The organism is Exobacillus caeni (assembly GCF_005747095.1).
In the GTDB taxonomy this organism is placed as follows: Bacteria; Bacillota; Bacilli; order Bacillales; family Guptibacillaceae; genus Exobacillus; species Exobacillus caeni.
This window is the reverse complement of the sequence record NZ_SWLG01000009.1, coordinates 124,975-138,653: the sequence shown is the minus strand read 5'-3', so window position 1 is coordinate 138,653 and position 13,679 is coordinate 124,975. Positions and strand designations below refer to the sequence as shown.

Below are 13,679 nucleotides of genomic sequence, written 5' to 3'. Positions count from 1 at the left end.
TTGATTATAACTCTATTTAAATTGTTGCCATTCTTTTATTCTTGTAAACAGGTTGAAGTTATTATTGTATTACAAATAAAGGGAAAGGGTTTCCCCTTTCCATTAAAGATAATATGAACTTTTTTGTTTTACAAGTAAAAAGAAGTTTTATTGCTGCTTTTTTTATGTTACATGTTACGACGGTATTTTCCGCCTACCTGGTATAGTGCGGTTGTGATTTGGCCAAGGCTTGCTACTTTTACTGTTTCCATTAATTCTTCGAAGATGTTTCCGTTTGTAAGGGCAGCTTCTTGCAGACGTTTTAGCGCTTCTTCTGTTTTGCCTGCATTTCGTTCCTGGAACGCTTTCAAGTTGGCGATTTGCTGCTCTTTTTCTTCTTTTGAAGCACGGGCCAGCTGCAGGTTGAATTCTTCTTCTGCAGGAGGGTTCGGATTGCGATATGTGTTGACTCCGATGATCGGAAGCTCCCCTGTATGCTTCAACATTTCGTAATACATAGATTCTTCCTGGATCTTACCGCGCTGATACTGCGTTTCCATCGCTCCCAGTACGCCGCCGCGGGCATTGATTCGTTCAAACTCCATTAATACCGCTTCTTCTACAAGATCTGTTAATTCATCGATAATGAAAGAACCTTGAAGAGGATTTTCGTTTTTCGTTAAACCAAGCTCTTTTGAAATGATCATCTGGATCGCCATCGCTCTTCGAACAGACTCTTCTGATGGTGTGGTGATCGCTTCATCATATGCATTCGTGTGAAGCGAGTTACAGTTGTCCTGAATCGCCATCAATGCCTGAAGCGTCGTACGGATGTCGTTGAAGTCCATTTCCTGGGCATGGAGCGAGCGTCCTGATGTCTGGATATGGTATTTCAGCTTCTGGCTTCTCTCGTTCGCACCGTATTTATCCCTCATAACAGTAGACCAGATTCGGCGAGCGACACGTCCGATAACGGTATATTCCGGATCAAGTCCGTTACTGAAGAAGAACGACAGGTTCGGCGCAAACTTGTTGATGTCCATTCCCCGGCTTAAGTAGTACTCAACATAGGTAAAGCCGTTCGCGAGCGTAAATGCAAGCTGGGAAATCGGATTCGCTCCCGCTTCAGCGATATGGTAGCCGGAGATTGAAACAGAGTAATAGTTACGTACTTGATTATCGATAAAATATTCCTGGATATCTCCCATCATGCGAAGCGCAAATTCTGTTGAGAAGATACATGTATTCTGTCCCTGATCTTCTTTTAAAATATCCGCCTGAACGGTTCCGCGCACCGTGTTCAGCGTATATGCTTTGATCTCTTCCAGCTCTTCTGCTGTTGCGGAGCGGCCTTTTTCTTCTTCAAATTTTTCGATTTGCTGCTCGACTGCCGTATTCATAAACATCGCAAGGATGATCGGTGCCGGACCGTTGATCGTCATTGAAACCGAAGTAGACGGTGAACAAAGGTCAAAACCAGCATACAGCTTTTTCATGTCATCCAATGTACAGATGCTGACACCACTTTCGCCGACTTTTCCGTAAATGTCAGGACGATAGTCAGGATCTTCCCCATACAATGTTACAGAGTCAAAAGCCGTACTTAAACGCTTTGCATCGTCATCTTTTGAAAGATAGTGGAAGCGCCGGTTTGTACGTTCTGGAGTTCCTTCCCCTGCAAACTGCCGTTTCGGGTCTTCCCCTTTACGCTTGAAAGGGAACACTCCTGCCGTGAACGGGAATGAACCCGGCACGTTTTCTTTTAGGACCCAGCGGACAATTTCTCCCCAGTCCTCATATTTCGGAAGCGCAACTTTAGGAATATCAAGTCCTGAAAGGCTTTTCGTTTGAAGCTCCGTAACGATTTCCTTATCGCGGATCTTTGTAACAAACTCCTGTGCAGCGTACTTTTCTTTTACTTCCGGCCAGTTTTCTATGATCTTTCTTGTTTCCGGGTGCATACTTTCGAGCGTTTCTTCTTTCATTTTCTCAAGCATGTTGACGGTTCCAGAGTGATCATCTTCTGCTTCTTTAAGCGCTTTTACGGTTCCGTCGATCTGGAACGCTTTTCTAGCAAGCTTAACTTGTTTTTCCACATACTCATGATAGCCTTTAACCGTTCTGGAAATGTCATTCAAATATTGCTGCCGGTCACCAGGAATGATCAGGTTTAGCTTTTCTACTTTGTCAGTTGTTTCAATATCTGTTTTCCAGTCAAGGTTACATTTTTCATTTATCGTATCAACAAGCACTTTAAAAAGGGTGTTGGTTCCCGGGTCATTGAACTGGCTCGCGATTGTGCCGTAAACCGGCATCTCAGAAAGGTCTTTGTCAAACAGCATATGGGAGCGCTGGTATTGTTTTTTTACATCGCGGAGTGCGTCTTCAGAGCCTTTTCGCTCGAACTTGTTGATCGCGATCAAGTCAGCAAAATCGATCATATCGATTTTTTCAAGCTGGGATGGTGCTCCGAACTCGCTTGTCATCACGTACATCGCAACGTCCGAGATTTCTACGATTTCGGCATCTCCCTGGCCGATCCCGCTCGTTTCAACGATGATCAAATCATAATCAGCAGCTTTTACGACTGTTAGTGCATCACGGATCGCATCAGAAAGTTCAGTCTTCGATTTTCTCGTCGCAAGGCTGCGCATGAATACTCGCTCGTTATGGATCGCGTTCATGCGGATACGGTCACCAAGCAAAGCACCGCCTGTTTTTTGTTTTGTCGGGTCAACGGACAATATCGCTACCGTTTTATCTTCGAATTCGTTTAAAAACCTTCGAACGAGTTCATCTGTCAGGGAGCTTTTACCTGCTCCCCCTGTTCCAGTAATACCGATTACAGGCGTTTCCGTCGTCATATTTTTCAAGTCAGTGAATACTTTTTCAGCAGTTGCAGCAACTTCTCCGCTGGTTGACTCATATTTTTTTGAACCAAATTCCTCTGCAAAGGTAATCAGATTGGAAACAGCTTGTGGATCGCGCTCCTTAAGGTTTTCCATTTGATTAGAAATCTGGCGGACCGTTTGGAAGTCACACTCCTTGACCATCTGATTGATCATGCCCTGAAGGCCATGCTCCCTGCCGTCTTCTGGAGAGAAGATCCTGGCGATACCGTATTCATGCAGTTCCTTGATTTCACGAGTGATGATAACACCCCCGCCTCCGCCATAAATGCGAATGTGCGGTGCCCCTTTTTCCTGAAGCAGGTCATACATGTATTTAAAGTATTCCATATGTCCGCCCTGGTAAGAGGAAATAGCGATTCCCTGAACGTCTTCCTGAATCGCTGCGTTCACCACTTCTTCGACGGAGCGGTTATGTCCAAGGTGTATCACTTCAGCACCGCTTGCCTGCAAAATTCTCCGCATAATATTAATGGAGGCATCATGCCCATCAAACAGACTCGACGCCGTCACAAACCGAACATGGTTCTTCGGACGATAAATATCAACCGTACTCATCCCATTTACCTCCTTATGTGTTTTGCTTTTTTGTCTGTCAGGTTTTCTTTCAAAAAGTAAGACAACAATAGAGTCGCCGGGGAGCAATAATTGCCCCTTCGTTACACCGATGACGAAACCTTCCCTTTCTCGATTCCATTAAGCATAAGCCCGAGCTGTATGTCTGCATACTCTTCCAACGTATACAGGCTGTGAAGCGCCCATCTTCTAAACGTCCACATCTGTCCCTGAACAAGTATATTATGTGCCACACATTGGATCTCTTTATCGCTCAGCTCCAACTGTTTTTCATCCACGCAGTGCTTCAGCAGCTTTTCGAACGTTTCAGCCATACCGATTTCCTTCTTCAGTACATACGGCAGGGCTTCCTGTTGCAGTGACTTTGTCTCCTGATACATGACGAGCACTTCATCCTGCATATCATCCATCACTTTAAAAAACGCATGAACTGCCTGCTTGAGTTTTTCCAGTCCGCTTTTATCAACATCGATGGCGTTTTCGAGCCTTTCTCGGACCTCATCGTAAATCGAATCACAGACCAGGTATAACACATCTTCTTTTTTTCGAATGTATTCATACAGCGTGCCGATGCTAAAGCCGGCTACCCTGGCAATTTCACGGGTCGTGGTTCGATGAAATCCTTTTTCCTTGAACAAAGAGACCGCGGCCTTGATCATCTGGTTCCGTCGCTTTTGGATGAGCTTCTCATCCTTCACCATCGAAGGAACATTCTTTTTCACGATACTCTCATCTCCTATGAAGTCATTTTCTTATGTTGGATTTTCTGTCCACTTTCTTAAAATCCGCTGGGCCGCCGAATAAGGGTCGACCCGGTTTTTCTCGACATCCTCTAACCATTCGTATCCAGTATCTTCTTCTCGCTTTTGTATCTCGCGCATTAATTCGTAATGAACGACCTCAAGAACTTCCCGCTCAAGATTGGCTTTTCTTCTTCTTTCCCTTTCGCCTGTCCGTTCAATTTCCTGTCTATGATGGTCGATCTCTTTCCACATTTCGTCGATCCCCTGGTTTTTCACAGAGACCGTCTGTACGACAGGAGGCCTCCAATCAGCATCATGCTTTACAATGTCAAGCATGCTTTCAAGTTCAGTAAGCAATTTTTGCACGCCTGGCAGGTCAGCCTTATTTACGACGAATACATCGGCGATTTCCATGATGCCCGCTTTAAACACCTGGACAACGTCACCGCTGCCAGGATTTAAAACAACTGTGATCGTATCGGCAATTTTCATAATATCGAGTTCGGATTGCCCGACTCCGACCGTTTCAATCAAGATCACATCGAATCCATAGGCATCGAGCAGCCTGACTGTTTCTTTCGTTGTTCTCGACAACCCGCCGAGGCTACCCCGTGTTCCCATACTGCGAATGAACACGCCCGGATCTGTGAAATGTTCTGCCATCCGTACTCTGTCCCCGAGCAAAGCCCCTCCGCTGAAAGGACTCGTTGGATCTACTGCTACAATTCCCACTTTTAAATCAAGCGAGCGTAAATAGGTGATCAGCCGGTTCACAAGCGAGCTCTTCCCTGCTCCTGGAGAACCTGTTATGCCAACATAGTGGGCCCTTCCTGTCATCGGGTGGATATCCTTTAACAGGGAAAGCTTCTCGGGACTATCGTTTTCCACGAGGGAAATGGCCCGTGCCAGCGCTCTTTCATCCTTGTTTTTTATCCGTTCTGCCAGTGGATGCATCCAAAACAACTCCAATTAATCTTTTAAAAGCATTCTTGAAATAACAAGTCGCTGAATTTCCTGTGTGCCTTCATAAATTTGGGTGATCTTCGCATCACGCATATAGCGCTCTACCGGATAATCTTTTGTATAGCCGTATCCGCCGAATACCTGAACCGCTTCTGTAGTTACTTCCATCGCAATATCGCCTGCATACAGCTTAGACATCGCGGATTCTTTTCCGTAAGAGATACCCTGGCTTTCTCTCCAGGCCGCCTGATAGGTTAGCAGTCTTGCTGCCTCTACTTTTGTTGCCATGTCTGCAAGCTTGAATCCGATACCCTGGTTTTCACCGATCGGTTTTCCGAATTGCTTTCTTTCTTTTGCATAAGCTACAGCAGCATCAAGAGCGCCCTGTGCGATCCCGACCGCCTGGGCAGCGATTCCGTTACGGCCCCCGTCAAGGGTTTTCATCGCGATCTTAAAGCCTTCTCCTTCTTCGCCAAGTCGATTTTCTGCCGGAATCTTGCAGTCTTCAAATATGATTTCTAATGTAGGGGATGAACGGATACCCAGTTTCTTTTCTTTCTTACCCATGGAAAAGCCCGGTGTTCCTTCTTCTACGATAAACGCTGTGATGCCCCGGTGTCCTTTTTCTTTATCGGTTTGCGCGAAGACAACATAGATTTGCGCTTCTCCACCGTTTGTAATAAAGATTTTAGAGCCGTTTAGTACATAGTGGTCGCCTTCAAGCTTCGCAGTGGTTTTCATGCCGCTCGCGTCTGATCCTGAGCCTGGTTCTGTTAGGCCGTATGCACCCATCTTGCTGCCTTCTGCCATCGGGCGAAGGAACTTTTGCTTTTGCTCCTCTGTCCCGAATGTATAGATCGGCCAGCCAGCAAGTGATGTGTGAGCTGAAAGCGTTACGCCTGTGGATGCACACACACGTGAAAGTTCTTCAACTGCGATAACGTATGCCAGGTAGTCCGAGCCGATGCCTCCGTATTTTTCGTCCCACGGGATTCCTGTAAGGCCAAGTTCCGCCATTTTGTTGAAAGCGCCCCGGTCGAAGCGTTCTTCTTCGTCGCGTTCCGCTGCTGTTGGTTCGACTTCTTTTTTAGCGAAGTCTCTGACCATTTTTCTTAGCATTTCGTGTTCTTCTGATAGTTGGAAATTCATTTGGTTTCTCCCCTTTTTATCTTTGAGTTATTTCAGTGTTATTGCTCCCCGGCGTCTCTTACGGTTTAAAAGCCTCTTACAAGCGAGCTTGACGATTCATTTAAATCGACGAGACTTGTCGCTTGCGCTCCTGCAAAAAGATTTATTCAATCTTTTTTAAGGGGAGCAACGATGTGTCGCTTTGTGGTCTTATTAAAGGCTTTTAGTTAATTTCAAAAATGTTTCGTTAAATGTTTTATTTCAATAGGTTCTTACTGATGACCATTCTCTGGATTTCGCTTGTGCCTTCGTAGATTTCGGTTACTTTGGCGTCACGGAATAGGCGTTCTACCGGGTACTCTTTGGTGTAGCCGTATCCGCCGTAGATCTGGACTGCTTCGATCGATGCTTTGACTGCAGCCTGGGAGGCGCAGAGCTTTGCCATCGATGCTTCTGTTCGGCATGGTTCTCCTCTTGAGATCAAGTCGGCAGCACGGAAGATTAATAGTTTCGCAGCTTCCACTTCGGTCGCCATATCAGAAAGTTTAAAGCCGACACCCTGATTTTGGCCGATCGGTTTGCCAAATTGCTTTCTTTCTTTTGCATACTGGGTCGAATAGTGAAGGGCTGCCTCTGCGATTCCCAGTGATTGCGCCGCGATTCCGATCCTTCCTTTTTCAAGGTTAGCGAGGGCGATTTTAAAGCCTTCCCCCTCTTTACCGAGCAGGTTTTCTGCCGGGACCTTCGCATCTTCGAAAATGATCTCAACGGTGTTCGAGCCGTTAAGTCCCATTTTCTTTTCTTTTTTACCGATTGAAAATCCCGGAGTGTCGCGCTCAACGATAAATGCCGAGACGCCCCTGTTACCTGTTTCCTCAGGGTTTGTTCTGGCAAAAACGATATACGTGTCTGCTTCTCCTCCGTTTGTGATGAAGATCTTGGAGCCGTTCAGCACATAATGGTCGCCTTTTTTCACGGCTCTTGTTTTTAAGCTTGCAGCATCAGACCCTGCAGCAGGTTCTGTCAGCGCAAATGCCCCCAGATACTCGCCGGACGCAAGCTTTGGAATGTACTTTTGTTTTTGTTCTTCTGTCCCAAAGTAAAGGATCGGGTTTGTTCCGACTGATGTGTGAACAGAAAGGATGACTCCCACAGTCGCACTGACACGGGAAATCTCGTTTATCGCGATGATATAAGAAGTATAATCCATCTCCGCGCCGCCATATTTTTCAGGAACCGGAATTCCCATCAAGCCGAGTTCTCCCATTTTTTTGACGATTTCTTTTGGGAATTCGTCTGTTTCTTCCATATGTTCAACGATCGGCGCAATCTCTTTCTGGGCAAAATCGCGGACCATCTTCTGCATCATCAGTTGCTCATCAGTGAAGCGAAGCTCCATATAAGTTCCTCCTCAAGGCTTTCTCATGCTGTTTTAGTTGCTTTCATACTCGAAAAACCCTTTTCCAGTCTTTTTGCCGAGCCAGCCAGCTTTCACATATTTTCTTAGCAATGGACATGGACGGTACTTGTCATCGCCAAATCCTTCATGAAGCGTCTCCATGATATAAAGGCAAGTATCAAGGCCGATAAAGTCGGCAAGTGTCAACGGTCCCATCGGATGGTTCATGCCGAGTTTCATCACAGTATCGATATCCTCCGGGGAAGAAACGCCTTCGTACACGGTAAAAATCGCTTCGTTGATCATCGGCATCAGGATTCTGTTCGAAACGAAGCCAGGAAAGTCATTAACTTCGACCGGCGTTTTTTGGAGATTCTTCGCTAGCGTTTCTACTGCTTCATAAACTTCATCCGTTGTTGCAAGGCCGCGGATGATCTCCACTAGCTTCATAACAGGAACCGGGTTCATGAAGTGCATTCCGATCACCTGCTTCGGTCGTTTGGTGGAAGCTGCGATTTCTGTGATCGGCAGGGAAGAAGTGTTTGTCGCTAAAATCGCATGTTCTTGTGCGATGCCATCAAGCCTGGAGAAGAGGTTGCATTTTACTTCCATATTTTCTACTGCTGCTTCGATGATGATATCTGCATGGACTGCATCATCCAGGTCAGTTGTTGGGCGCAGGCGATTTAAGGTTTCTTGTTTTTCATCTTCTGTCATGCGTTCTTTTTTTACCTGGCGGCTCAGGTTTTTGTCGATTCCGTTCATTCCGCGCTGTGTGAATTCTTCTTTTAGGTCATGCATGTATACGTCGTAGCCGTTGGCAGCACAGACCTGTGCGATTCCTGATCCCATTTGGCCGGCTCCGATCACCATGATTGTTTTGATTTGCATCCGTATTCCTCCTGTTATCTATTTATTAACTGCTTGGAATGTTGTCACTCGTAAAACAATATTGCTCTCCCGGTCGGCTCTTTTGATATCTCATCTTCTTTTTAGGGAGAGCAAGGATGTGTCGCTTTGTGGTCTTATTAAAATCTTCTCTTGCAAACGGACTTCTATTACTTCACTTCCAATAAAATCGCGTCTCCCTGGCCTCCGCCGCTGCAGATCGCAGCGATTCCAAGTCCCCCGCCTCTGCGTTTTAATTCGTTTACCAGTGTGATGATAATTCTTGCGCCACTTGCTCCGATCGGGTGTCCTAGTGCAACTGCTCCGCCGTTCACGTTTACTTTTTCAGGGTCGATCGAAGCGATCTTACCACTGGTCAATGCAACTGCTGCGAATGCTTCGTTGATCTCAAACAGGTCGATGTCTTCGATCTTTTTTCCGGTTTTCTTTAAGAGTTCGTTGATTACAAGGCCAGGAGTCTTTGGAAAATACTCAGCTTCCACCGCGATTGCCGCATGGCCCAGGATTGTTGCAAGCGGTTCTTTTCCTTCTTGTTTCGCGCGTTCTTCTGACATCAGAACCATTGCTGCAGCACCGTCATTCACGCCAGGTGCGTTTCCTGCTGTGATCGTGCCGTCTTTACCGAAAACAGGCTTCAGTTTTGCAAGTTTATCAGAGGTAGTATCTTTTCTTGGCGCTTCATCCTGTGACACCACGAGAGGATCGCCTTTACGTTGAGGCACCTCAACCGCAACAATTTCTTCTGCCATTCTTCCGGACTCAATCGCTTCTGATGCCTTTTTATGGCTGCGGAAAGCCCATTCATCCTGCGCTTCACGGGAAATTTCGAACTCATCCGCTACTGCGTTTCCATAAACGCCCATGTGGCATCCTTTAAATGAACAGGTCAGACCGTCATGGACCATCAAGTCAGTCACTTTGCTGTCTCCCATCCTCAATCCCCATCTTGCATCTTTTAGAACATAAGGAGCGTTACTCATCGATTCCATACCGCCGGCTACAATCACCTCTTCATCGCCGGCACGGATAATCTGGTCAGCGAGTGTCACGCTTCGCATACCGGAAGCACAAACTTTGTTAATCGTCTCCGTTTTCACTTCCCATGGGATGCCGGCATTACGGGCAGCCTGGCGTGAAGGGATCTGTCCCTGTCCCCCCTGTAAAACACTTCCCATGATAACCTCGCCGATCTGCTCTCCTGTAACTCCAGCCCGCTTCAGTGCTTCCTCGATCGCTTTACCGCCTAATTGGGATGCTGTTAATGGCGCAAGTGCTCCTCCAAACTTTCCAAATGGCGTTCTTACTCCGCTTACAATCACTGTTTTTCCCATTTCTTTCTCCTCCTTGAAAAAGTAATCGCTTTCAACATGGCATATAAAACGGCAGCAATTGCTTATTTTCTCTTTATGTAAGCAATTTAGTTAAACGGCAAGCTGACGACTGAACGCTCGCTCACCCTATCCTCAGTGAAACAGCCTATGCCGGCACTACACACCGGCATAAGCATCTTTCAATTGGTTCTCTTACTGGACTACTTCTGCTTCTTTTTTAATAAGGGAACGCTCAAGAATTTCGACGATATCAAGTGTCGCAATGTCGTCTTCTACATCCTTCGCTTTCGTTCCGTCGCTCATCATCGTTAAGCAGTACGGGCAGGCACTACTGATAATGGATGGATTGACTCGCAATGCTTGCTCAGTACGGGTTACGTTGATGCGGGATCCTGTATCTTCCTCTGTCCACATCAAGCCACCGCCGGCCCCGCAGCACATTGCTTCCTCGCGGTTACGCTCGATCTCAACAAGGTCGATTCCCGGAATCGCTTTCAGGATTTCCCTTGGCGGATCGTAAACCTCATTGTATCTGCCGAGGTAGCAGGAATCATGGTACGTGATTCGCTCATTTACTTCATACGTAGGCTTGATCTTGCCTTCTTTTATCCACTTATCAAGCAGTTCGGTATGGTGATACACTTCTGCTTCCAGGCCGAACTCCGGATATTCGTTCTTCATTGTATTGTATGCATGAGGGTCGATCGTCACGATCTTTTTAATGTCATGCTTTTTCAACGTTTCGATGTTTTTGTTCGCAAGTTCCTGGAACAAGAATTCGTTTCCGACACGTCGAGGCGTGTCACCAGAGTTCTTCTCTTTATTTCCAAGGATGGCGAACTTCACGCCTGCTTCATTCATGATCTTCGCAAAAGAAGCTGCGATCTTCTGGCTTCGGTTATCGTAAGATCCCATCGAGCCTACCCAGAAAAGGTATTCGAACTCTTCGTCCGCTTTTTCCATTTCTTTTACGGTAGGAACATGGATATCATCGCGGATCTCACGCCAGTTCTCACGCTCTTTACGGCTGATACCCCATGGGTTGCCCTGGCGCTCGATGTTTGTGATCGCACGCTGTACTTCACTGTCCATGTTTCCTTCCATCAATACAAGATGGCGGCGCATGTCCATGATCATACTCACATGCTCGTTTTCTACCGGACACTGGTCTTCACAGTTGCGGCAAGTTGTACAAGCCCAGATTTCTTCTTCTGTGATAACGTTTCCGATAATTTCATCTTTCACAAGTGAGCCGCCTTCCGCAGCAGCCGCTGTTTCGTTGTTGCCTCTAGCCTGGTACGCCAGCTGGTTTGCCGTTGTATCAGAAAATGCATAGGCCGGCATCCATGGTGTTCTTGACGTTACCGCAGCACCTTTTTCTGTAAGGTGATCTCTTAATTTAATCATCAAATCCATCGGCGATAAAATTTTTCCGGTATCAGTCGCAGGACACATGTTTGTACAACGCCCGCATTCTACACAGGCGTAAAGATCGAGAAGCTGGTTTTGTGTGAAGTCTTCGATTTTATTTACGCCGTATGATTCCACTGACTCGTCTTCAAAGTCGATCGATCTCATTTTCCCTACCGGTGAAGTATATCCAATGAATACGTTGGCAGGAGCAGCGATCAAGTGGGCATGCTTGGATTGCGGCACATAGACAAGGAATGCAAGCAATGTAAGCAAGTGCACCCACCATGCGAAATAAAAGATACCGATTGCGGCCGATTCATTCAGCCATGAGAATAGGAATGCGACACCAGAAGCGATTGGTCCGCTCCAGCTGTATCCTGTATCATGCCAGATGATTTCCATTCCGTTTCCAAGCAGCACGGAAAGCATCAACAAACCGATAAAAATAAGTACCAGTCCAGCTTTCAAGCCTTTTTTCAGACGAGGGATCGCCTCTATATAACGGCGATAAAAAGCCCATGCAACCGCTATCAAAATCATCAAAGTAACAAGCTCCTGGAAGAACGTAAACGCCGGGTAAAGCGGACCAAGCGGCAAATGCGCTCCAGGTGCAAGGCCTTTGATGATCATGTCAAGCGCACCGAACTGAACAAGCAGGAATCCGTAGAACATCATCACATGGATCGTTCCACTCTTCTTGTCCTTCAATAGCTTTTTCTGACCGAACACTTTCACAAGAATCTCCTTGAAGCTCTCTTTTAACGTGCGGTCATACTCTTCTTTTTTACCCATTTTGATAAATTCGTATCTTGTTTTCACTACGGATGCAAATAAGTACAGTCCGTAACCGGTGACGGCAAGAAACGCAAGCCAGTTTAACACTAACAGTACATTCATGGTGTAGTGCTCCTTTCATCGGTGGTGATGTTGGTAATGAGAGTCACCTTTCTTATCAAACGCATATATGAAAGCGTTTTTAAGTCAGAATGAGCAGAAAGCAAATAATTTTCTGACATCATTATAGCATATTTTTTGTGAATGAGCATTCAGTCGGGAACTTTTTTTTAATTTTTATTTTTTAGGGAACGCTAAGGTTACTAACCATTCAGGAGGGAATCTCTTGCTCATTGCCATCATTATCCTTATCGTTGTTATAGCAATCTGGCTGGGGCTGGATTTTTATCTTGGAAAAAAAGCAAGGATGGAACAGATCGAGCCTTCCCGCCTCCCTGTCCGCCACAGCTCTTGCTCCTTTTATAATGAAGGCCGGGACTTCTTTTCGGTCCTGTTTGACGATATCGAAAATGCACAGAAGCACATCCATCTCTTGTTTTATATATTTCGTGATGACACAATTGGCATGGAACTCATCCAGCGGCTCATCAAGAAATCTTCAGAAGGGGTAAAGGTGCGCGTTTTAATTGATGCAATAGGTAGCCATAAATTATCAAAAAGCGCACGGAAGCTTTTGAAAGAAAACAACATTGAACTCGGTCTTTCCAACCGCCCAAAATTCCCCTTCTTCTTTTACACGTTGAATCATCGCAACCATAGAAAAATCGGGGTGATCGATGGGAACATCGGCTATATTGGCGGGTTTAACATCGGGGATGAATACCTGGGAAAGGACCCTAAGCTCGGATACTGGCGCGACTACCAGCTGAGGATCAACGGAGACGGCGTTCAGGATCTGCAACAGCAGTTTGTAGAGGACTGGAGAATTGCCGGCATGAGTATCACGAAAGACCGGTCTCTTTACCCGGAACTAGAAAAAGGGCCGATCAGCCTCAAGCTTGAACCGACTGAAGGCATCGATATGAACTATTCGTTTCTCGATTATATCGAATCTGCCGAAAAATCAATCGTCGTTGGTACGCCCTACTATATACCGGGGCTGAAAATTCAAAATGCGCTGATCACAGCTGCTAGAAAAAAGATTAATGTCAAAATCATTTTGCCGTTTAAAGCAGATCATCCGCTCGTCAAGGAAGCTGCCTTCCGTTACTTTTTGCCCCTTTTAGAAGCAGGCTGTGAAATCTATCAGTACCAAAAGGGATTTTACCATGCAAAAGTGCTTCTAATAGACGATGAGTTATGTGATATCGGCACTGCCAACTTTGATAAAAGAAGCTTTCATATCAACAGTGAAATCAACTGTATTTTAAAAGATGGCAAACTGCTTGAGGTCATTAAAAAGACCATCGAACAGGACATCAAGGACTCTGAGCGTTTAACGATCGGAAAGTTTAAGGGTCGTCCAATTCTCCAGCGGTTAAAAGAGCCGTTCGCTGATTTACTTTCTTATTTTTTATAAGGTTGGCCAGATGAA

At 45.9% G+C, this 13,679-nt stretch carries 9 protein-coding genes; 1 reads left to right on the top strand and 8 read right to left on the bottom strand.

What is annotated here, in order from left to right:
• Positions 1–167: 167 nt before the first annotated feature.
• The 8 genes from icmF to FCL54_RS14340 form a co-directional block, all read right to left on the bottom strand.
• Positions 168–3,446, bottom strand: a complete 3,279-nt coding sequence (gene icmF, locus FCL54_RS14375) for a fused isobutyryl-CoA mutase/GTPase IcmF (protein ID WP_138127424.1) — start codon at positions 3,444–3,446, stop codon at positions 168–170.
• A 101-nt stretch (positions 3,447–3,547) separates the two neighbouring features.
• Positions 3,548–4,189, bottom strand: a complete 642-nt coding sequence (locus tag FCL54_RS14370) for a TetR/AcrR family transcriptional regulator (RefSeq protein ID WP_138127423.1) — start codon at positions 4,187–4,189, stop codon at positions 3,548–3,550.
• A 27-nt stretch (positions 4,190–4,216) separates the two neighbouring features.
• Positions 4,217–5,161 (bottom strand): methylmalonyl Co-A mutase-associated GTPase MeaB, encoded by a 945-nt coding sequence (gene meaB, locus FCL54_RS14365; protein ID WP_138127422.1) that lies wholly within the window; start codon positions 5,159–5,161, stop codon positions 4,217–4,219.
• Positions 5,162–5,176: 15 nt separating this feature from the next.
• Positions 5,177–6,319 (bottom strand): acyl-CoA dehydrogenase, encoded by a 1,143-nt coding sequence (locus FCL54_RS14360; protein WP_138127421.1) that lies wholly within the window; start codon positions 6,317–6,319, stop codon positions 5,177–5,179.
• A 235-nt stretch (positions 6,320–6,554) separates the two neighbouring features.
• Positions 6,555–7,697, bottom strand: a complete 1,143-nt coding sequence (locus FCL54_RS14355) for an acyl-CoA dehydrogenase (RefSeq protein ID WP_138127420.1) — start codon at positions 7,695–7,697, stop codon at positions 6,555–6,557.
• Positions 7,698–7,730: 33 nt separating this feature from the next.
• A complete protein-coding gene (locus tag FCL54_RS14350) occupies positions 7,731–8,588 on the bottom strand; it encodes a 3-hydroxybutyryl-CoA dehydrogenase (protein WP_138127419.1) in 858 nt (285 codons plus the stop codon).
• 167 nt (positions 8,589–8,755) lie between these two features.
• The gene (locus FCL54_RS14345) at positions 8,756–9,937 is read right to left on the bottom strand and encodes an acetyl-CoA C-acetyltransferase (RefSeq protein ID WP_138127418.1); all 1,182 of its coding nucleotides are present in this window, start codon (positions 9,935–9,937) and stop codon (positions 8,756–8,758) included.
• A 192-nt stretch (positions 9,938–10,129) separates the two neighbouring features.
• Positions 10,130–12,247 carry a (Fe-S)-binding protein gene (locus FCL54_RS14340; RefSeq protein ID WP_138127417.1) on the bottom strand — a complete coding sequence of 706 codons (2,118 nt, stop codon included), beginning with the start codon at positions 12,245–12,247 and terminating at the stop codon, positions 10,130–10,132.
• A gap of 223 nt (positions 12,248–12,470) precedes the next feature.
• Between FCL54_RS14340 and cls the strand changes: the two genes are divergently transcribed.
• Positions 12,471–13,664: a cardiolipin synthase gene (gene cls, locus FCL54_RS14335; RefSeq protein WP_246055274.1), complete on the top strand. Its 1,194-nt coding sequence runs from the start codon at positions 12,471–12,473 to the stop codon at positions 13,662–13,664.
• Positions 13,665–13,679 lie beyond the last annotated feature (15 nt).